The sequence below is a fragment of the Lysinibacillus sp. CNPSo 3705 genome (assembly GCF_028674935.1).
Classification (GTDB): domain Bacteria; phylum Bacillota; class Bacilli; order Bacillales_A; family Planococcaceae; genus Lysinibacillus.
The window spans coordinates 32023-50792 of sequence record NZ_JAQZSD010000023.1 but is presented as its reverse complement, the minus strand read 5'-3'; the positions used below and the strand labels follow the sequence as shown (position 1 = coordinate 50792).

Sequence of the window (18770 nt, the reverse complement as noted above, 5' to 3'; positions counted from 1 at the left end):
TAGAGGATGACTTTATTAATTAATATCTTAATCGGTAGTATTATATTTGGCTATGCTGGTATTACTTTATATAAGAGCATTAAGAAGCAGAAAAAGGGCAAATGCGCATCATGCTCATTACAGAAGAGTTGTTCCTCTAACGTTTGTGTCCCTCCTACCAAACTGGAAGATTTTAATACTAAATAAATAAAATATAGCGAGGTAATTCCAAATGGAAAATTCCATTGGAACTACCTCGCTTTTTTGTGAGCTTTTAGACATGAAGTGCTTTCTTCTAAAGCTTAAGTATTAGAAACGTACTTTAAATGTTTCAGTACCAAAAGTTAGTGATGACATTTGTTACAGTGTATAGTGAAGGCTGGTCTGAACTCCTTGAGGATCAGAACGCCTTCGCGACCAACATCGTGTTGTTACTGCTGCCGCTAAGCTTCCGCACAAAAAACATCTATTAGCGTCCAGTTGAACGGAAATAAACTACACATTTTGGTAATGGTCCTTATATTTTAAATTTATTGATTTCTTCCTTCACGGACACAGCTTCTTCACTTAATGCCTTAGCAACAGCGTTAATTTCTTGAATAGTCGCAGCTTGCTCTTCTATTGTCGCTGCTATTGTTTCAGACTGTTGTGCAGCATGCTTGGAAGAAGAGGACATTTCATTGACCGATGCTGCCACTTCTTCAGTACTCGCAGAAATTTGTTGCGTAGAAGCAGATACATCCTCGATTTGAGATGTCATATCACTAATCGCCTTTAAAATTCCATCGAAGGCATTTTGGGCATTCTGAATAAATGTGACACCTTCGTCTACATTCAATACTGTTACATTTACGGCATTTTCTACTTCTTTTGTTTCTTGCTGAATAAGTGCTATTACATCTACTATTTGATTGGCAGAAGCTTTGGATTGCTCGGCTAATTTACGCACTTCATCTGCTACGACCGCGAAGCCTTTACCATGCTCTCCTGCACGAGCCGCCTCAATCGCAGCATTTAATGCTAAAAGATTTGTTTGCTCAGTAATGTCAGTAATTACTTTCGTAATATTAACAATTTCAGCTGATTGCGTACTTAGCTTCTTAATACGTTCATTTGTTGTATTTGAAGATTGTTGGATAATTGACATTTGGCTTTCTGCAATATGCAACGTTTTTTCACCATCATTTGCAATAGATTGTGTGTCTACTGCTTTAGAATGAAGCATTTGAGTAGCCTCAGCAATACGTTGAACACCTTGAGCGGTTTCATCCATTGCTATCGAACTTTCACGACCTGTAACAGCCGCTTGGGTATCACTAATCGCCATTCTCTCTACAAGGTTTGCAATATCATGTGAGGAATTTGAAATTTCTTCTGTACTTGCTGCTAGTTCTTCAGCCGCTGATGATGTATGCTCAACATTTGCAGTCATGCTATGTATTAGTGAATGTAAATTAGACTTCATCAAATTAAAAGAATCGGCCAATTCTTTAATTTCATCCTTCGTTTTAACTTCGATATCCTTTTGACATAAATCACCTTTAGCAATGACCCTCGCTGCAGAAGTTAGCTTATTTACAGGGACAACGATGGAACGTACAAATATAATCCCAACTACTACACAAATCAATAAAATAATGCAGAACATCCATAAGAACCACTGTTTATTATTATTAATAAGCTTATCCACATGTGCTAAAGAATTTTGCATGTCTGTAATGTTTTCTTGTTGAAACAAATCTACTTTGTCATTAATCTCAACTGAAGTAGTATCAAATTCAAGCATCATTTTATTCCCTTGCTCAGGCCCATCTTGAATATAACGATGAGCCATTTTCTGACCAGTACTATAGTACTTATCAAACGCTATTTTAATCGCATCTAATCTTTCCTGGTCTTCCTGATGCATTTTTTTCACTTGTTCCAAATCTTTATAAAAGATTTTGCTATATTTTTCTGCCTGTTCAAATCCATCATCTAAATTATCGAGTGCTCTTGTGGCACTAATATCAGTCAAATACTGCTGAACCTGTACAACTGCTAGCTTCATCTCATCTGCTAATAACGTCGTTTGAAGTGTTTTTTCTTTCATCAAATGTACTTTTTCCAGTTGAGATTTAGCATTTTGTTGTTGAAATACCCCCATAATTAAAACGAATACTACGATAAGGCCAAACGACACCATACTTCTTACTTTAATTGACACAAAATACCTCCTATTTTTAACCTCTAATAGTTTAGTCTGATAGAAAATATTTTAACAATTTATTTACATTAATGTAACATATTTACCAAACTAACTTCGAATTCTTCATTTTTGCCACGTAATGATTTACCAACAAAACATTATACCTTTCTTATCGACCGGAAAAATAAAAAAAATATGTAGTTTTCAAGAATTTTTCACCAATTATTACAACAGATGAAATAAGTAAACATTACAGGATACAGTGAATACATTTACAACGGATCTAGTTATTTATTTGTGCGTGTCGAACGCTAGCTTACCCATCTGCATATCATATTTATAATCAAGTATGTCATCTATGTTAAATCACTATCGAAAGGAGATCGTTATGGTATTTAGACCACAGTTCCCGATGTATCCTGGTGGCATGAGAATGCCCATGCAAATGCCAATGCAAATGCCGATGCAAATGCCAATGCAAATGCCAACACCTCCACAAATGCCACCGCAGTCCTTTTTCCCGCCTGGAGGCTTCCCAAATCAGCCACGAATTCCCGGTGGCTTTCCTATGTCCAGTGGAATAGGTTCATTTGGAGGACAAATGCCAATGCAGGAACCTTCAAAAATCGGTTCATTTTTGCAGCAGGCGAATAATTTATTTAACTCCGCGAAAACATATACACCTTACATTCAGCAAGCAATGCCAATGGTAAAAAATATTCCGTCACTTTTAAAATTGTATAAAGGATTTCAAGGTCTTCCTGCTGCAGGAGCTGCCGCAGGGGCTGGAGCAGTAGCAGCTGAAGCAGCGGCTAGCGGATCTGGTTCTACTAAAAGTCGAAAAGCGTCTCGACGACAAAATGGATCATTTACTCCTGCTGAACCACTTCCATCAAAGCCTCGTATATTCCAGCCGCCTATGTAAATAAGGTTTCTTTGTATTCACCGTCCCTGTCCGTTATAATGTAGATAGGTAAGCTTGAAAGGAGTCACAACCATGCAAGTATTAAAAATTAATCCACGTGGCTATTGCTACGGTGTTGTTGATGCGATGGTCATCGCTCGAAACGCCGCACTCGATAAAACATTACCAAGACCTATCTACATTTTAGGTATGATTGTGCATAATAAACATGTCACGGATGCCTTTGAAGCAGATGGCATCATCACATTAGATGGCGAAAATCGTTTAGAAATTATCGAACAAGTTGAAACTGGCACTGTTATTTTCACAGCACATGGTGTTTCACCTGAAATTCGTGAAATTGCAAAGCGAAAAGGCTTAGTATCCATTGATGCTACATGTCCTGACGTAACGGTTACACATGATTTAATTCGTGAAAAATCAGCAAATGGCTATGATATTATCTATATCGGTAAAAAAGGCCATCCCGAGCCAGAGGGAGCAATTGGGGTTGCACCTGATCATGTACATTTAGTGCAATCGTCTACTGATATTGATGCATTAAATTTAACGAATGATAAATTACTAGTAACAAATCAAACGACGATGAGTCAATGGGATGTTGCTCATTTAATGGATAGTTTAAAAGAGAAATTCCCACATATTGAAGTGCATAAGGAAATTTGTTTGGCAACCCAGGTCCGCCAAGAGGCTGTTGCTCAGCAAGCTGGGGAGGCAGATTTACTTATTGTTGTTGGTGACCCAAAATCCAATAACTCGAATCGTTTAACGCAAGTTTCAGTTGAAATAGCAGGGACGCCATCTTATCGAATTGCTGACGTTTCTGAGCTAAAAGTTGAATGGTTAAAAGGAATTAATGCTGTCGCTGTTACAGCAGGTGCTTCTACGCCAACACCCATTGTAAAAGAGGTTATTTCATTCCTTGAGCATTTCGATGAAAATGATGAATCAACACATATCATTGAGCGTACAGTTACATTAGATAAAATTTTACCTAAAATTAAATCACCAAAGCCTGTTGATAAAATTATGCCTTACTAAGAATCATGTGCTAAAGCGTTCGTTTACATCCGACAAGCACTGGAGAGCCAGAAGCAACAGAAACGCTCACCAGTTTGCACGACAATCGAAACGACCTCGAGGAAGTAGCGCTTTAGTCTAGACGATCTATAGTAGAAAAAAATCCTGATTGTCTATGTTGACAATCAGGATTTCTCATTATTTACTAAAATAATAATTGACTGGACGACCAATACCACCATAATGCACATCCATCGTAATTTCCTCTTGCTTCTCTAAATAATCTAAGTATCTTCTTGCTGTTACACGCGCAATACCTACACCACTGGCTACTTCTTCTGCTGATGCTCCTTCTACAGAGTGCAAATAGTGCACCACTTTCTCTAGCGTTGCGCGATTAAAACCTTTAGGTAAACTTTTTTCTGACCGTAAGACGTTTGATTGCTGAGCTTCATTATGTCCTCCGTGATAATGGAATAACTCATCCAGCTCTCCTTGTGTTATTTCACGCTCCGATTGCATTTGCTTTTTGAAGCGCAAATAATTTTCAAGCGTTCCTTGCACTCGTTCAAATGAAAAAGGTTTCATAATATAATCAAAGACACCAAGATGTAGGACCTGTTTTACAGTTTCCATATCATTAGCAGCTGTTACCGTAATTACATCTACCGGTAACTTGAGTTCACGAATTTTTCGTAAACTTGTCACGCCATCTTGCTCTGGCATGAAAATATCCATAAATACTAATTCTGGTTTAAGTTTTTGAATTTGCGCAATCCCTTCAACTCCATTTGAGGCTTGTCCAATTACTTCAAATCCAACTATCTTTTCAATAAATTGGCGATTAACCTCTCGCACCATTGGATCGTCCTCTATTAATAAAACCTTTGTTTGTGTCACTGTTAGTCCTCCATACACTTTGTTCTATCTCTATATGTGCAAATTTTTACTTAAGGAAGCTATCTATGAGAGCGCCACACGGTTCCCATAGAAATTCTCACTGCTATTTCAACTCATTACTCATAGAATTGACCTTCCATACAACCAAGCGCTTTCTTAGGGACATCATGAGTCGTCCAGCATTTGTTAATGAGCCTATTAAGTATGGTAAAAAGTTATTAAAAAGCTTGTTCCTTTATTCGGTTCACTTATGACTTCGATTTCTCCTTTTCCTTTTTGTACAATTTCTTGTATTAAAAAAAGTCCAATGCCTCGACCTTTATTCTCTTTTGTCGAATAGCCATTATCAAAAATATGTGCCTTGACTTCATTCGTCATGCCTATACCATTATCCGTTACTAATATTGCCAGCACGTCCTCATCTTCATCAACAGAAACATGAATTATTTTTTCTTCAATTTGTACATCCCTTAATGCATCAAAAGCATTTTCGATTAAGTTACCAAATAAAATAACGAAATCATGATGATCTAAATTGTTAGGAAATGTTGTCAAACGGCTTTCCCTATCAATCTCCAGTAGAATTCCCTGTTCTTTTGCATAGGAAATTTTACTAAGCAATAGCCCGGAAATATTTTCATTTTTAATCCGTTCATTTAGAAAGTTTGTAATTTCATCGTGTTCTTCTTTTACTTGTGTTAAATAAGAAAGTGCTTGTTCATGATGTCCAAGTTGTAATAGACCAGCAATTGTGTGCAATTTATTTTTATGCTCATGTGTTTGTACGCGTAATGCTTGTACAAATGCCTTAACACCCGTTAGTTCCTCTGCAAGCTTTTTCACTTCTGTACGATCCTTAAACATGGCTACAGCCCCAACCGTTTTTCCATTAACTTGTATTGGTATTCGATTACTCATAATATTGTTTTCATTAATATAGAGCTCTCGATTAAAAATGGGTTGATCTAACTCCAATATTTCCGGTAATCGTGTATCAGGTAACACGTCAAAAATTTTCTTCCCTATTAATGTTGAAGGTTTTTTGTGAACCCCCAAAATGTCACATGCTTTTTCATTAAATATTGTAATTGTCAAATCATTATCAATAGCAATGATCCCTTCATGCATCGCGTTAAATGTTTCGGTTCTTTCTACATACATTTTAGCAATTTCGTGAGGCTCTAACCCAAACATTTGCTTTTTCATATGAAGCCCTAATGTATGAGCCCCCCATGCACTAAAGAACAGAGATAATAAAATAGTAATCATTAATTCTGTTTGAATAGATTGTAGCAACTCTGCCACAGTTAAAACACTATAGCCTACTACTACTACGCCTATTTGTTTACCTTCTTTACTCATGATTGGGACGAATGCTCGTACCATATCTCCATGTTCACCATGTGCAATGGATGTATAATAATGCTCAGAAAACGCAGCGTTTAGATCTCCTGACTCCGAGATTTGCCCAATCTCCTCTGTATTTGGATGTGAGTACTTACGCCTTTGCATATCTAGTACAACAATATATTGTGCGCCATTTATATCACGTATTTCCTCCACTACAGGATTTATGTGTTTCGTAGCCTCGTTAAAATTTTTATTTGATATGTAAGTTTTTAGCTCGGGAAGCTGTGATACTGTTTTTGCCACGAGTAAAGCCTGATCTCCAAGCTTATCCTTTTGCACAGTCATGACGAACCCTAGCAAAAATGTTCCACCTATACTAAAGGAGAGCATGAGAATAAAAAAAGTCAGAGACATAATTTTTCTCTTCATCGATATTTTTTGAAATTTCAAGATGTACGCCTCCCTCTTACTATATTTTAACTTACTCCATATGTTAGAATAACAAAAACATCAGAAAATACGAATAAATTAGGTGTAATAGATGAAAAAATTTATTATTGGTACAATTGCAACCGTTTTATTGTTAACGATAGCGTTTGGTGTTCAACAAGGCTTACTATTCGCCAAGCCTCTTCCCTATGACGATGAGCAAAAAGGATTGAATACGCAAATTACGATTCATTTAAGTCATGTTGTTGCTGAGAATACACCAAAAGGACAGGCGGCAAGTAAATTCGCCGAGCTTGTTGAGAAAAAAACAAATGGCAAGGTGAAGGTACACGTTTACCCAAACTCCTCCTTGTTTAATGATGAAAACGAGTTTCAGGCTTTGCAAAATGGACAAGTAGAAATGATTATCCCTACTTTCTCAAAGATGACATCCTATATACCAAATTGGCAGGTTCTTGATTTACCATACCTTTTTAATACGGATGATGAAGTACATGAGGTACTGACAGGTTCGATCGGTGAACAATTGTTAAATGAGCTTAAGCCTTTTCATATTAAAGGACTGAGCTTTTGGCATAATGGCTTTAAACATTTAACCTCTGTCGATCACCCTATTCATACATTTGAGGATTTAAAAGGCTTACGTGTCCGTACAATGCCAAGTAAAACCCTTGAAAAGCAATTCGAAGTAGTTGGGGCTACACCAATCCCAACTTCTTTTAGCGAGGTTTTTTCTGATTTAGAATCAAATACGATTAATGCTCAGGAAAATACAGCGTCAAATATTTATTCTAAAGGTTTCTATAAAGTGCAGAAACATATGACATTAACTAAGCACGGCATTTTAGGATACGCTGTTTTAATGAATGACAAATTTTGGAGATCCTTACCTTCAGATATCCAACAACAGGTAATGGAGGCTATGAAAGAAACAACAGACTGGCAATTTGAACAAGCAGTAGAAATGAACGAAGAAGATTTGCAAAAACTTAAGCAGCAGGAAAACTTTGAAATCTATACGATGAGTAATAAGGAACGCCAACGCTTTAAGGACAAACTAGCGCCTGTTTATGATTTTTATAGAAGCAATGTACAAGAAAATGATGTTTTATCAGAAATTGAAAAAATTGTTTCTCCTTAAAGTATTAATGTGCGATTCATACTTTTGTTCATTAATGATAAAATCCTCACTAGCGTGGGGATTTTTTTCTTGTGTATTATAATAGGTTCTAAAATTACAAAACTACTATAAAACAGCTTAAAACCCCTGATATCACTAGTTTTATTGATCTCCCAACTAAAATTGAACAAAATGAACAATAGAAACTTTACGGTCATAAAAACTATTGTCGGAAAATTTCAGCTAAGATAACTTCATGAAAGCGTTCACATAATATTCATAAACAGTGTTAGGGGAGAACTTTATGCGTATAAATTTTAAAAACTTAACAGTACAAGTCCTGATTGCTATTGTGCTAGGTATTATTGTAGGTGCTACGTTCCCTGAATTCGGAGCGAAGTTGAAAATATTAGCAGATATTTTTATTAAATTAATTAAGATGTTAATAGCTCCTATCATTTTCTTAACAGTTGTTATTGGAATTGGTAGTATGGGCGATGTAAAAAAGGTTGGTAAAATTGGCGGGAAGGCATTAATTTATTTTGAAATTGTCTCTACTTTCGCATTAGCGATCGGTTTAATCGTTGTCAATATCGTAAAACCTGGTAAAGGCTTTAATACAGCTGCTGCGAACGGTGCAGATGTGTCCCAATATACAGAGGCAGCAGCAGCTACAGAGCATGGTATTGGTGCATTTATCATGCAAATTATACCTGATAATGTTGTCGGAGCACTTGCAAATGGCGAGTTATTACCTGTTTTATTCTCCGCTGTTTTATTCGGCATAGCTGCTGCAGCTATTGGTGAACCCGCTAAACCAGTTATTAAATTTTTCGAACAAGTTGCAGATATATTCTTTAAAATTGTTAATATGGTCATGAAAGTTTCCCCGATTGGTGCATTTGGCGCTATGAGCTACACAATCGGAAACTTCGGACTTAAATCACTAGGAAACTTAGGATTTTTAATGCTTTCCGTTTATATTACAATGTTTATCTTTATCGTAGTCATCATTGGTCTTATTACACGTTACTTTGGATTCAGTATCTTTAAGTTTATTAAATATATTAAAGATGAAATTTTTATCGTTATTGGAACATCATCATCAGAATCTGCCCTACCTTCGATGATGCGTAAATTAGAAAACTATGGTTGCTCTAAACAAGTCGTTGGGCTTGTTATTCCAACGGGGTACTCCTTTAACTTAGATGGTACGTCCATCTACTTATCTATGGCGGCTATTTTTATCGCACAAGCATATGGAGTAGACTTAGATGTTTGGCATCAAATTACATTACTAGCTATTTTAATGCTAACATCTAAAGGTGCAGCCGGTGTAACAGGCTCTGGCTTTATTACACTCGCAGCGACATTAGCAGCATTCCCAATGATTCCAGTAGAAGGGATTGCCCTTTTAATCGGGGTCGACCGCTTTATGTCAGAGGCTCGTGCCGTTACAAACTTAATTGGTAATGGTGTAGCAACAGTTGTCGTTTCAAAAATGGAAAAAGAATTCGATCCAGAGCAAGAAAAACGTGCTCTTGCAGGAGAAGTCACAACTCAACATTAAAACGAAAGGCTGTCCGGTAGTGAAGAAATTCACATTATCGGCCAGCCTTTTTTAGTGTTAAACTCCGTATTTCATTTTTAAAATCAAATGTACACCATTTGTTGCTTGCATAAAAAGTCAATCTAACTTTTCGATACCGCTTTTATTCTAATTTTTCAATTGATTCGCCATTAATTCTATTAATTTTTTTCTTTTTTTATCATTCACTATTAGTTTGTCTACTCTTCTTTTACTTTCTAAATAGGATCTAACTTTTCGATTCGTATATAATAAATGTCTATACTTTTCGTTTTCATATAGTTCTTTAAACCAATTTTCACTTAATAAATAATTAATATGTTTATCAATTTTCCGGGTATCTAATGCATTACTTCCTTGTGGCACTAATCCTGATAGTAGGTCTTCTATCATTGTCTTAATCCCCCTTATATTAAAATAAACCTTTTTATAGAGATATTCCGCGATGACTGTGCCAGCATTATTTTTTACTTTCGTTAGCTGATCAAACGCATTCCATTCCTACGAATATACACCATCACTTATTAAATTTCCATCATCATCGGCTTATACGACTGCTGATAATTCACATATACTAATTAATTGGCTCCATTATATTGGTATGTACCTGCTTTACTCACCGTTTTTGAAAGACGATTACCAACCTGATCATATGTGTAATCCACTTGCCTATCATCATCATACGTTTCTTATGTTAATTAATTTAAAGTATTATAGTCTTTTTGTTCAATGGATTTGATATTGTGTGCGTACTTATACGTGAACTTACTGTAATCTAGCCGACCTGATTTATAAACTTTGATCATTTACTGCTATTTGCAAAATTAGTATCTTTTAATTACCCTGTAGTTAATAAACACGATGGACCTTTAAACCGTTTGAATGGACCTCTTTAACTATCAAAATTTTTATTGAAGATGAAACCTAGCGTAAAGCTTCTCCGTATAGTAAGTAGATTGGAGGCTTTTTTATGACTATATTTACCCTTACCTACCCAAAAGCTTTCGAAAGCTTTTCAAATATTCCTATTGTGAATGAACAACATGAGACTGTTTGTGTGCTACAAAAGGTGGAACGTTCATCCGTTGGAAAAGTAATCAATGCTGTTATGCTAGTTGCTGCACAACAGTCATTACCACATCGCTATGAATCACGCACTACGTTAGGGGCACCACTTTTTCAAGTGCAATCTACACTATTAACAAAGGGTGTTAGCCATCAGCTTATTATGCCAGACGGATCCATTTTACCGATACAACGGAAGACGGTTCAATTACTTGAATCTTCCTACTCTTTTACAATGGATGGACTCGCTTTTCGCTTTGAAAAGGATTTTACTTCAACCGCCTATTTATATTGTAATGATGAAAAAATAGCAAGCGCTAGTAATATAGAAACTGAGCTTGTGCGTACTGGTATAACTTTTAAACTGTTTAACTCTGACGATACTCTCTTTGTTGCTTTGCTAGCAACTCTGTATCAGGCATTATTCTCTATGAGTAATTAGGTGACTATATACATAACATACGGTTTAAATAGATGATGAACAAAAAAACTCCTAATATTGAAGTGACCCCTAAAAGCTTTAGCCTTTTACTACTGCTAGAATCAATCAATATCTTCCGGGACACGAAATAAATTCGCTTTGTTTTGACCATTTTACGCAGCTCTTCTATAAAAGGAGTACACTAAAGAGGTAGAAATACTATACATTTGGAGGCATTTAACATGGATACAAAAGCAGCAGACATTAAAAATTTAATGTCGCTAGATTTACTTGTTCAAATTCTAGAGGAACGTGGTATTATGACAGAAAGAGAGTTACAAGAACGTCTCACTAATAACGTTAAACTTTCCTCTATGGATGCAGATTTAAAAGAAAAAGTCATTGAAGAAATAAAACATTAATCGAATGGATGGCATTCAAAAAGTGGCCGCTTCTTAAGTAAAAGTTTTTAAGCGGCCACTTTTTTATATTTGACATTTAGCTCCTTCACATATACAGCGGTTCCTGAAATAGAAATAGCCAATTTGCCCTCATCATTTTTTACATGTACATGCACACGGCCATCCTTTCCGAGTTCCTGCCCTTGTTCAATAATTAGTGTCTTCGGCAATTGTGCTTGTCGATCCATATACGCAGCAAAATATGCTCCCATAACACCAGAGGCTGTACCTGTAGTTATATCTTCAAATGTTCCAGAATAAGGTGATGAAAAATGTCGTGCGTGCATATCTGCATACGGACATAGATCCCTAAATGCATAAAAAAAGCAATATGCACATTTTACTGTACATACTGCCTAAGCATCTATCGAATTGTTTTTAAAGCCGTTGCCCACGGGATAAGTTGATCTAGCATCTGATTTACTGACTCTGCTTGCACATCCTTTGGTTTAAATACTGTACCATTTTCGAAATCTGTAAATAAAGATAAAGCAGGATGGACGCGGACATCTGCGACTAATAATTCACCAAGAATTCCACGTAAATGTTCAGCAGCTCTTGCTCCACCAACAGAACCGTAAGAAACAATACCTGCCGCCTTATTATTCCATTCCACGCGTAAGTAGTCTAATGCATTTTTTAATGCCCCAGTAATAGAATGGTTATACTCTCCAACGATAAAAACAAAGCCATCACATGCAGCAACTTTTTGTGACCATGTAGCTGCTCCTGAAGCATCTCCACCTGGTTCGCCTAGAAGTGGTAGTTTATAATCCGCAATATCAATAATTTCATATTCCGCATCACCGCGTTTTCCAGCGACTTCCTTTACCCATTCGCCCACTTGTGGACTTAAACGACCTTCACGCGTACTCCCTAAAATTACCCCTATTTTCAACATGTTGTTCCTCCTTCATTCATCCCTCTAATATGACCGAATCATTCATTTAATACTAAAAACAGTTCTCTTAGCCATGTTGTACAAGGTTAATGAACCATTGTTTTTTACTTCGAATTAAATTATCTTTAATCCAAGATAAAAATATCATATATTTATAAAAATTTCCAGTTATTTAATTCGGATTAATTTATTTTATTTTTATCGGTCTTTCTAATGCTGCAAGTTCATCCTCAATCGATGCATATTGTCTTTCTACAACATATTTTGCATCCGAGATAGCCGCATTATAAATATGTGGAGCAATGTTTTCCTTTATAAAGTCCAATATTCTTTCCGCTTCAAATTCTGTAATATCCTCATCTCGAGTATTATAGAAAAAACGTTGAATATTAGCAATTATTGTTTCCTGTTGCTCTTTTGTGAAACGAATAAACAATCCAAAAATCCCCTCTCATAGCAATTTATACTCACCTATCATAATACTCTAAAATTAATTCATGCATACACAAAAAGACTGAATTATATTAAATACTATAATTCAGTCTTCATATTCCGTATTATGTCAATTATATTAAAGTTTCACAATAAATTATGTTTGGCTCTTCGGCAAAACGAGGGGCTGATTTCCGTTCCGGCTGGGCGCTTTGTTGCTGCCGCTCCGCTTTCGCACAGATAAAACATTTGCCGCTGACGCTTCGCTTTCGCGCAGATAAAGCATTTGTTTTTGCGCGAAAGCGTGAGTGCAACGTAGCGACAGCAGCACGATGTTGGTCACGAAGGCGTTATCACAGGATGTGATGCTTTTAGCCTTCGTTCCTCTTTTGCTGATCCCCAAGGAGTCGCCCAGCCTCCACTACAATCAACCATTTAGCATGTATCTATTGGCATGTTACTCTAATTAATAATGATACAACGAAACAGCGACGGCATCTTTGTGCGAAATCTTAGCGTTAGCAATAATAGGTTTACAATTGCGTCACTGTTATAAGTCTTTTCTGTTTGATTATGGTGAATAATAATAGTGTTCACTTTTGAAATAAATAAAATTTATAAAAGTTATACGCTATTGCTGATTGGAGTGGAAGGCTACTCGACTCCCGTGGGAAGGCGAGACAGGCGAGACCCTGAGGCCAACACGATGTTGGTCACGAAGGCATTGTCACAGGATGTGACGCACTTAGCCTTCGTTCCTTTAGCGGAGGAAGCGGCTCGACGCTCGCCCACAGGAAAGCGAGTAGCCTGGAACGGAAATCACCCTCATTTTTAGAGCACAACATTCACAAAGATTTCCTTAAGCGTTTTGTTTTCTACACAAAAAGACTGAATTATTTTAAATACGATAATTCAGCCTTGTTATTATTACTTTTTACATTTAAATGAATAGTTTGTTGATAGAAAATTCTTTTCCTTTGAGACGATGGCTTCTCCCCCGTCTTTTTCGCATTGCTCTGTCATAGTATCAATTTTTTTGGCATTCATCGTATTCGTCATCAATGTCAAACCTACCCCAAATACAGCAATCAGCAAACCAACCATCATCCATAACTTGCCGGCCTTATTGCCGGCAGGTCTTTCATGCGCCATAGATATTCCCCTCTCTTACACGAATAAAAAAGGTTCTGTATGAATAGTAGATTGTACAAATTCAACAGAGTATTTTTTATCCTCACACATTCTTGCCATCTTGTTAGCTACTCCTGCAATCATCACTTTCTCCACATGATGTCCTGGGTCTACGATTTGTAGACCAATTGCTTGAGCGTCCTGTGCAGTATGGAAATACATATCTCCTGTTAAAAATACATCCGCCCCGGCACGCTTCGCAGAATAGATATATTTATTGCCGTCGCCACCGACAAGCGCAACTTTTTTCACCTTCGACTGTAAATCACCAACAACGCGGACAGCGGGTACGGCTAGCTGCTGTTTAACGAATTGCGTAAATTCATGAAGCGTCATTTCTTGTGGTAAATAACCAACTCGTCCTAAGCCCATTACATTCGTTTGCTGGTCTAAGCGAATGATATCATAAGCTGGTTCTTCATATGGATGTGCGTTTAACATTGCCTTTAATACACGATTTTTTATAGATTCCGGAAATACAACTTCTACCTTCACTTCTTCTTCAACATGTATTTCACCAATAGAACCCACATGTGGGTTTGCACCTTCTAGTGCACGGAAACGCCCTTCTCCTAATGTAGTATAGCTACACGCTTCATAATCTCCAATACGACCTGCTCCTGCTTTTGCTAATGCCTCACGTAAATCAGTGGCATTTGTAGTCGGTATAAAAACTGCTAGCTTCAACATATTTTCCGCATATGTTTCTTCTAAAATAGAACGGTTTTCAAGCTGTAAAGCATCCGCTAGTAAATCGTTAACACCGCCTTCAGCTACATCTAAATTCGTATGTGCAGCATAAACGGCAATATCATTTTTTAGTAGCTTTTCATATAAACGCCCAGCTGGATTGTCCGTACGAATATTTGAAAGTCGTCTAAAAATCGGTGGATGATGCGCTATTATTAGCTCACATCCTTGTGCAATAGCTTCCTCAGCAACTGCTTCATTAACATCTAATGTGACCAATACTTTACTAACAGGTTTATTTAATGTACCGATCGCAAGACCAATTGGGTCATTTTCCATACATGCTAGTTTTTTAGGCGACCATGATTCGAACAATTGTATAATTTCCTGACCGTTAACTGTTTTCATCTCATAGAACCCCTTCCACTAAATTGAGTAGAGCTACTAACTCTGCACGTTTTTCTTCAATTTCAGGTGTTTGATCTGCGCCTTCAATGGACTTTAATACACGCTGCCAATTTTCTTTTTCACGTGACCATTTTTTTATAAATGATGGTGATTTTCGTTGCATTAATTTCGGACCAAATAAAATTTCTGGTTCCGATAACGTCATTGTGCTTCTTTGCAAAACAAGAATTTCATAAATTTTTTCGTCTTCCTCTAAAATTTCTTCGTCCTGGATTGCCCAATTATTTGCTAATGCCCATTCGCGAATCACTTTAGCATGAATATTTGGTTGCAAAATAAGCCTTGTTACCCCTTGCAATTTTTCAGGATGCTTCTCCAAAATGGAAACAATAAGAGGTCCACCCATTCCGGCAATCGTAACTGTATCTACATGGTCAGCTTCTTCAACAGCCGCTAAGCCATTCGCGAGCCGTACTGTAATTTTTTCTGTTAAGCCTTCCTTTTGCACTTGTCCAACTGCTGATTCAAATGGTCCTTTCACAACTTCCCCTGCTATTGCGTAAGAAGCAATACCTTTATGAATTAAGTAGCATGGCAAATAGGCATGGTCGCTACCAATATCGGCTACAACTGCACCAGAGGGTACATATTTTGCTACTGTTTCTAATCGCTTTGATAATTTTTGTGCGTTCATTTATTTTTACCGCCTGTCTTAAATAGTGTTCTTTCTTAGTATGTATGATGTCGTGAAAAAAAACAAATGGAGTTGACTCAAATTTTGAGCAACTCCATTTTTCATTAACTGAAATGAAAATAAATAAATTGTAGCTGTACCGATTACGATTAAACGCTTTCAGTACAGCTACTTTTTTAGACTATTTTAGAGTTGAAATGTACTTAGCGATTGCTTTCGCTTCCGCTTCGTTTTTCATACCAGGCGTCATTGGAGTTCCTGGGATTCCGTTTGTTAAAACATCTACGATACGAGCTTCATCTTTGCCGTGTAGATTTGGACCCATACCACCAGTTAAGTCAGTACCATGACAACTAACACAAGATTGTACTAATGCAGAGTCATCAGTAGCTTCTGTTTTTTCGCCACCACCCTCTTTTTCAGCAGCGATTTCCTTTTTGTTCTCTGCGCCTATTAAAGACATAAAGAAAATAAGACCAATACCAAATGCTAAAATTAAGATGTAAGGAACGACTGGATTGTTTTTCATATATTTCCCCTCCTCATTGTAAATCTACTTCTATGATAATATAGAATCAGTCAACATCTAATATTGTACTTCATTAACCAAAAAACGAAAAGCCTATTCGCTAAGTTTTCCTTTGTTTGTAACAATTTCGACATTTCTGTAACTATTGGATAAAATATGTCTTGAAATCCCCAATATTTGGACTATCCATGATCTTCTGAACGACTTCCTTCTACGCTGTTATCTTTCCTCTCTTTGCACAGTCATATACTAAGAAAATCAAAATTTCTTTATGTAATCATCCATTCGCCAAATAAGCTATACGATTATAATTTTCATCAACATAGTGTAGGCTCCATTACAGACCCAATTTTAAAACAAAAAAGAATCCGTTAGCTATTGGAAAGCAAACAGATTCTTGTCTTTGTCAGCGAAACTATTTTACAAAATGAGTTCCTATCAAACGTTTATGATATAGTAGCTAATCAATGCCAGAAAACCTAGGACACCTGAGACCGTAAAATAAAGTAGCTTCATTTTTAAACCTGACCAAAGCCAAACCCCACAGTTTGCTGCAATCAAGCAAAACAATGCACTATTATTGCCATTAAAATATGTAGTGTAAATTCGAATAGACATACTAAATAATAAAATAGCACCTAACAAATGAAAAACAGGGGCTAGAAGATCATTTTTTCCTGCCATCCGAAACGCCGTCAAAAATAATATCACTGCAGCTATGCCAACGACAACCGTTAAAATTATCATTAAGGACGATATTGTAAAATAAATAGACAGCAACGTAATTATTGCAATACATATACCTGCAATTATAAGTAGCAGCCTTCTCTTTTCTGAAGGGAATATAGCCTGTTTATGATGTACTGGTTCTAACTCCTCTATATCTGACCCCTCTGCATATAGAGCCGCTAAAAAATCACAGTAATGCTCTGGTAATAGCTTATTTTGCTTCCAAAACAAAATCTCATTCAAGATTATTTTTTTTCGAGGATTTGTCATAGTGTATACTCCAAACATTGCTTAATAATGGTTGTTATTACAATTTTATCTTAAAATTGTTAATAACACATCTGTATAAAGTAGCAAAAATAATCAAGATTGACTCATTCTAATTACTCGCTATAACATTTATCGAAAAAATATTTACTATGTTTAGTAGGTTCTAGGGAAAATGATGACAATTTTGCGCGGGTTTTACTTCACGTTCACACGTATTCTCCTATTTCATGTGAATATAATAATAGCCTAAAAAAGGGCTATCCAATTAGTCATTACTAATTAGATAGCCCAACTTTTTGTCTTTATTCTAAGAAGTCTTTTAAACGCTTGCTGCGAGAAGGGTGACGTAGCTTTCTAAGAGCCTTCGCTTCAATTTGGCGAATACGTTCACGTGTTACACCAAATACCTTCCCTACCTCTTCTAATGTACGTGTGCGACCATCATCTAAACCAAAACGTAAGCGAAGGACATTTTCTTCACGGTCAGTTAATGTATCTAGCACATCCTCTAATTGCTCTTTTAACAATTCATAAGCTGCATGGTCAGATGGAGATTGAGCTTCTGAATCCTCAATAAAGTCTCCTAAATGTGAATCATCTTCTTCTCCAATTGGTGTTTCAAGAGATACTGGTTCCTGTGCAATTTTTAAAATTTCACGTACTTTTTCAGGTGTTAAATCCATCTCCTCACCAATTTCTTCTGGAGATGGCTCGCGACCTAAGTCTTGTAGTAATTGGCGTTGTACACGAATTAATTTATTAATGGTTTCTACCATATGCACTGGAATACGAATTGTACGTGCTTGGTCCGCAATTGCACGTGTAATCGCTTGGCGAATCCACCATGTTGCATAAGTGGAGAATTTAAAACCTTTACGGTAGTCAAATTTCTCAACAGCCTTGATAAGACCCATATTCCCCTCTTGAATTAGATCAAGGAATAGCATTCCACGGCCAACATAGCGCTTTGCAATCGATACAACAAGACGTAAGTTCGCTTCAGCTAGGCGTTTACGTGCTTCTTCGTCACCTTGCTCAATACGCTCAGCTAAGGCAATTTCTTGCTCGGCAGAAAGTAAATCAACCCGACCAATTTCTTTTAAATACATACGTACAGGGTCATTTATTTTAACACCCGGTGGTACACTCAAATCATTTAAATCAAAAGTCTCTTCGTTTGCTTCTTCTTTCATTAAGCTTTCTTCTTCAAACTCTTCTTTTCCAATGATTTGAATGTCTTTAGCCTTTTCAAGATCCTCAGCAAAGTGGAAAATCTCTTCGTTCTCCAATTCATAAGGCGCTAGTTTCTCTGAAATTTCTTTCATAGAAATTTCACCTTCTGTTTTTGCTTTTTCTTGTAGTATTTTTTTTGCTTCATCTAATGTAATTTCTACTTCTACCTCTTTTGAACGTTCTGACTTGTCCGCCATAAACCTTCCTCCTTCTAAACAACCGAATC

The 18770-nt window shown here is 36.7% G+C and carries 20 protein-coding genes and 1 pseudogene; 7 read left to right on the top strand and 14 right to left on the bottom strand.

Going from position 1 to position 18770, the window contains the following annotated elements; genetic code table 11:
- The first annotated feature begins 6 nt into the window (after positions 1 to 6).
- Positions 7 to 186 (top strand): FeoB-associated Cys-rich membrane protein, encoded by a 180-nt coding sequence (locus PVA17_RS11875; protein ID WP_132356796.1) that lies wholly within the window; start codon positions 7 to 9, stop codon positions 184 to 186.
- Positions 187 to 496: 310 nt separating this feature from the next.
- On the opposite strand, the gene PVA17_RS11870 is transcribed toward PVA17_RS11875, so the two are convergent.
- A complete protein-coding gene (locus PVA17_RS11870) occupies positions 497 to 2185 on the bottom strand; it encodes a methyl-accepting chemotaxis protein (RefSeq protein WP_274067795.1) in 1689 nt (562 codons plus the stop codon).
- A gap of 370 nt (positions 2186 to 2555) precedes the next feature.
- On the opposite strand from PVA17_RS11870, the gene PVA17_RS11865 reads away from it, so the two are divergent.
- Both PVA17_RS11865 and PVA17_RS11860 read left to right on the top strand, forming a co-directional pair.
- Entirely contained in the window at positions 2556 to 3092 is a 537-nt protein-coding gene (locus PVA17_RS11865; protein WP_274067794.1) for a 4-hydroxy-3-methylbut-2-enyl diphosphate reductase, read from the top strand.
- Between the two features lie 72 nt (positions 3093 to 3164).
- Complete coding sequence (locus PVA17_RS11860; RefSeq protein ID WP_132356799.1) at positions 3165 to 4133, top strand: 4-hydroxy-3-methylbut-2-enyl diphosphate reductase; 969 nt, start codon at positions 3165 to 3167, stop codon at positions 4131 to 4133.
- A gap of 177 nt (positions 4134 to 4310) precedes the next feature.
- On the opposite strand, the gene PVA17_RS11855 is transcribed toward PVA17_RS11860, so the two are convergent.
- Both PVA17_RS11855 and PVA17_RS11850 read right to left on the bottom strand, forming a co-directional pair.
- On the bottom strand, positions 4311 to 5012 hold the full coding sequence (locus PVA17_RS11855; protein WP_132356800.1) for a response regulator: 702 nt from the start codon (positions 5010 to 5012) through the stop codon (positions 4311 to 4313).
- 198 nt (positions 5013 to 5210) lie between these two features.
- Positions 5211 to 6791, bottom strand: a complete 1581-nt coding sequence (locus PVA17_RS11850; RefSeq protein WP_483308020.1) for an ATP-binding protein — start codon at positions 6789 to 6791, stop codon at positions 5211 to 5213.
- Positions 6792 to 6903: 112 nt separating this feature from the next.
- Here PVA17_RS11850 and PVA17_RS11845 point away from each other — a divergent pair, with 112 nt between their 5' ends.
- Both PVA17_RS11845 and PVA17_RS11840 read left to right on the top strand, forming a co-directional pair.
- Positions 6904 to 7953: a TRAP transporter substrate-binding protein gene (locus PVA17_RS11845; RefSeq protein WP_274067793.1), complete on the top strand. Its 1050-nt coding sequence runs from the start codon at positions 6904 to 6906 to the stop codon at positions 7951 to 7953.
- Between the two features lie 283 nt (positions 7954 to 8236).
- Positions 8237 to 9502, top strand: coding sequence for a dicarboxylate/amino acid:cation symporter (locus PVA17_RS11840; protein ID WP_274067792.1), 1266 nt, complete (start codon positions 8237 to 8239; stop codon positions 9500 to 9502).
- A 147-nt stretch (positions 9503 to 9649) separates the two neighbouring features.
- Here the strand turns inward: PVA17_RS11840 and PVA17_RS11835 are convergent, their stop codons facing one another.
- The gene (locus PVA17_RS11835; protein WP_132356804.1) at positions 9650 to 9913 is read right to left on the bottom strand and encodes a hypothetical protein; all 264 of its coding nucleotides are present in this window, start codon (positions 9911 to 9913) and stop codon (positions 9650 to 9652) included.
- 577 nt (positions 9914 to 10490) lie between these two features.
- Here PVA17_RS11835 and PVA17_RS11830 point away from each other — a divergent pair.
- Both PVA17_RS11830 and PVA17_RS11825 read left to right on the top strand, forming a co-directional pair.
- A complete protein-coding gene (locus PVA17_RS11830) occupies positions 10491 to 11027 on the top strand; it encodes a tubby C-terminal domain-like protein (RefSeq protein ID WP_132356805.1) in 537 nt (178 codons plus the stop codon).
- 221 nt (positions 11028 to 11248) lie between these two features.
- A complete protein-coding gene (locus PVA17_RS11825) occupies positions 11249 to 11428 on the top strand; it encodes a hypothetical protein (protein ID WP_274067791.1) in 180 nt (59 codons plus the stop codon).
- Between the two features lie 47 nt (positions 11429 to 11475).
- Here the strand turns inward: PVA17_RS11825 and PVA17_RS11820 are convergent.
- From PVA17_RS11820 to rpoD, 10 genes and pseudogenes are all read right to left on the bottom strand, one after another.
- Positions 11476 to 11793 (bottom strand): annotated as a pseudogene (locus tag PVA17_RS11820) (PhzF family phenazine biosynthesis isomerase); the annotation flags it as partial.
- Positions 11794 to 11831: 38 nt separating this feature from the next.
- The gene (locus PVA17_RS11815; RefSeq protein ID WP_132356807.1) at positions 11832 to 12368 is read right to left on the bottom strand and encodes an NADPH-dependent FMN reductase; all 537 of its coding nucleotides are present in this window, start codon (positions 12366 to 12368) and stop codon (positions 11832 to 11834) included.
- A gap of 187 nt (positions 12369 to 12555) precedes the next feature.
- Positions 12556 to 12804: a DUF2164 domain-containing protein gene (locus PVA17_RS11810; RefSeq protein WP_274067790.1), complete on the bottom strand. Its 249-nt coding sequence runs from the start codon at positions 12802 to 12804 to the stop codon at positions 12556 to 12558.
- 153 nt (positions 12805 to 12957) lie between these two features.
- A complete protein-coding gene (locus PVA17_RS11805) occupies positions 12958 to 13203 on the bottom strand; it encodes a hypothetical protein (RefSeq protein WP_274067789.1) in 246 nt (81 codons plus the stop codon).
- 524 nt (positions 13204 to 13727) lie between these two features.
- On the bottom strand, positions 13728 to 13952 hold the full coding sequence (locus PVA17_RS11800; RefSeq protein ID WP_274067788.1) for a hypothetical protein: 225 nt from the start codon (positions 13950 to 13952) through the stop codon (positions 13728 to 13730).
- A 15-nt stretch (positions 13953 to 13967) separates the two neighbouring features.
- Complete coding sequence (locus PVA17_RS11795; RefSeq protein ID WP_274067787.1) at positions 13968 to 15089, bottom strand: Nif3-like dinuclear metal center hexameric protein; 1122 nt, start codon at positions 15087 to 15089, stop codon at positions 13968 to 13970.
- 1 nt (position 15090) lies between these two features.
- Complete coding sequence (locus tag PVA17_RS11790) at positions 15091 to 15783, bottom strand: tRNA (adenine(22)-N(1))-methyltransferase (RefSeq protein ID WP_274067786.1); 693 nt, start codon at positions 15781 to 15783, stop codon at positions 15091 to 15093.
- A gap of 181 nt (positions 15784 to 15964) precedes the next feature.
- Positions 15965 to 16312, bottom strand: a complete 348-nt coding sequence (locus PVA17_RS11785) for a c-type cytochrome (protein WP_274067785.1) — start codon at positions 16310 to 16312, stop codon at positions 15965 to 15967.
- Between the two features lie 438 nt (positions 16313 to 16750).
- Positions 16751 to 17311, bottom strand: coding sequence for a hypothetical protein (locus PVA17_RS11780; RefSeq protein WP_274067784.1), 561 nt, complete (start codon positions 17309 to 17311; stop codon positions 16751 to 16753).
- 302 nt (positions 17312 to 17613) lie between these two features.
- Positions 17614 to 18741 (bottom strand): RNA polymerase sigma factor RpoD, encoded by a 1128-nt coding sequence (rpoD, locus tag PVA17_RS11775; RefSeq protein WP_049663796.1) that lies wholly within the window; start codon positions 18739 to 18741, stop codon positions 17614 to 17616.
- Positions 18742 to 18770 lie beyond the last annotated feature (29 nt).

Coding starts and splice junctions, on each gene's coding strand:
- PVA17_RS11875 (WP_132356796.1), top strand. CDS start 7: ATGACTTTATTAATTAATATCTTAATCGGTAGTATTATATTTGGCTAT.
- PVA17_RS11865 (WP_274067794.1), top strand. CDS start 2,556: ATGGTATTTAGACCACAGTTCCCGATGTATCCTGGTGGCATGAGAATG.
- PVA17_RS11860 (WP_132356799.1), top strand. CDS start 3,165: ATGCAAGTATTAAAAATTAATCCACGTGGCTATTGCTACGGTGTTGTT.
- PVA17_RS11850 (WP_483308020.1), bottom strand. CDS start 6,791: ATGAAGAGAAAAATTATGTCTCTGACTTTTTTTATTCTCATGCTCTCC.
- PVA17_RS11845 (WP_274067793.1), top strand. CDS start 6,904: ATGAAAAAATTTATTATTGGTACAATTGCAACCGTTTTATTGTTAACG.
- PVA17_RS11840 (WP_274067792.1), top strand. CDS start 8,237: ATGCGTATAAATTTTAAAAACTTAACAGTACAAGTCCTGATTGCTATT.
- PVA17_RS11835 (WP_132356804.1), bottom strand. CDS start 9,913: ATGATAGAAGACCTACTATCAGGATTAGTGCCACAAGGAAGTAATGCA.
- PVA17_RS11830 (WP_132356805.1), top strand. CDS start 10,491: ATGACTATATTTACCCTTACCTACCCAAAAGCTTTCGAAAGCTTTTCA.
- PVA17_RS11825 (WP_274067791.1), top strand. CDS start 11,249: ATGGATACAAAAGCAGCAGACATTAAAAATTTAATGTCGCTAGATTTA.
- PVA17_RS11815 (WP_132356807.1), bottom strand. CDS start 12,368: ATGTTGAAAATAGGGGTAATTTTAGGGAGTACGCGTGAAGGTCGTTTA.
- PVA17_RS11800 (WP_274067788.1), bottom strand. CDS start 13,952: ATGGCGCATGAAAGACCTGCCGGCAATAAGGCCGGCAAGTTATGGATG.
- PVA17_RS11795 (WP_274067787.1), bottom strand. CDS start 15,089: ATGAAAACAGTTAACGGTCAGGAAATTATACAATTGTTCGAATCATGG.
- PVA17_RS11790 (WP_274067786.1), bottom strand. CDS start 15,783: ATGAACGCACAAAAATTATCAAAGCGATTAGAAACAGTAGCAAAATAT.
- PVA17_RS11785 (WP_274067785.1), bottom strand. CDS start 16,312: ATGAAAAACAATCCAGTCGTTCCTTACATCTTAATTTTAGCATTTGGT.
- PVA17_RS11780 (WP_274067784.1), bottom strand. CDS start 17,311: ATGACAAATCCTCGAAAAAAAATAATCTTGAATGAGATTTTGTTTTGG.
- rpoD (WP_049663796.1), bottom strand. CDS start 18,741: ATGGCGGACAAGTCAGAACGTTCAAAAGAGGTAGAAGTAGAAATTACA.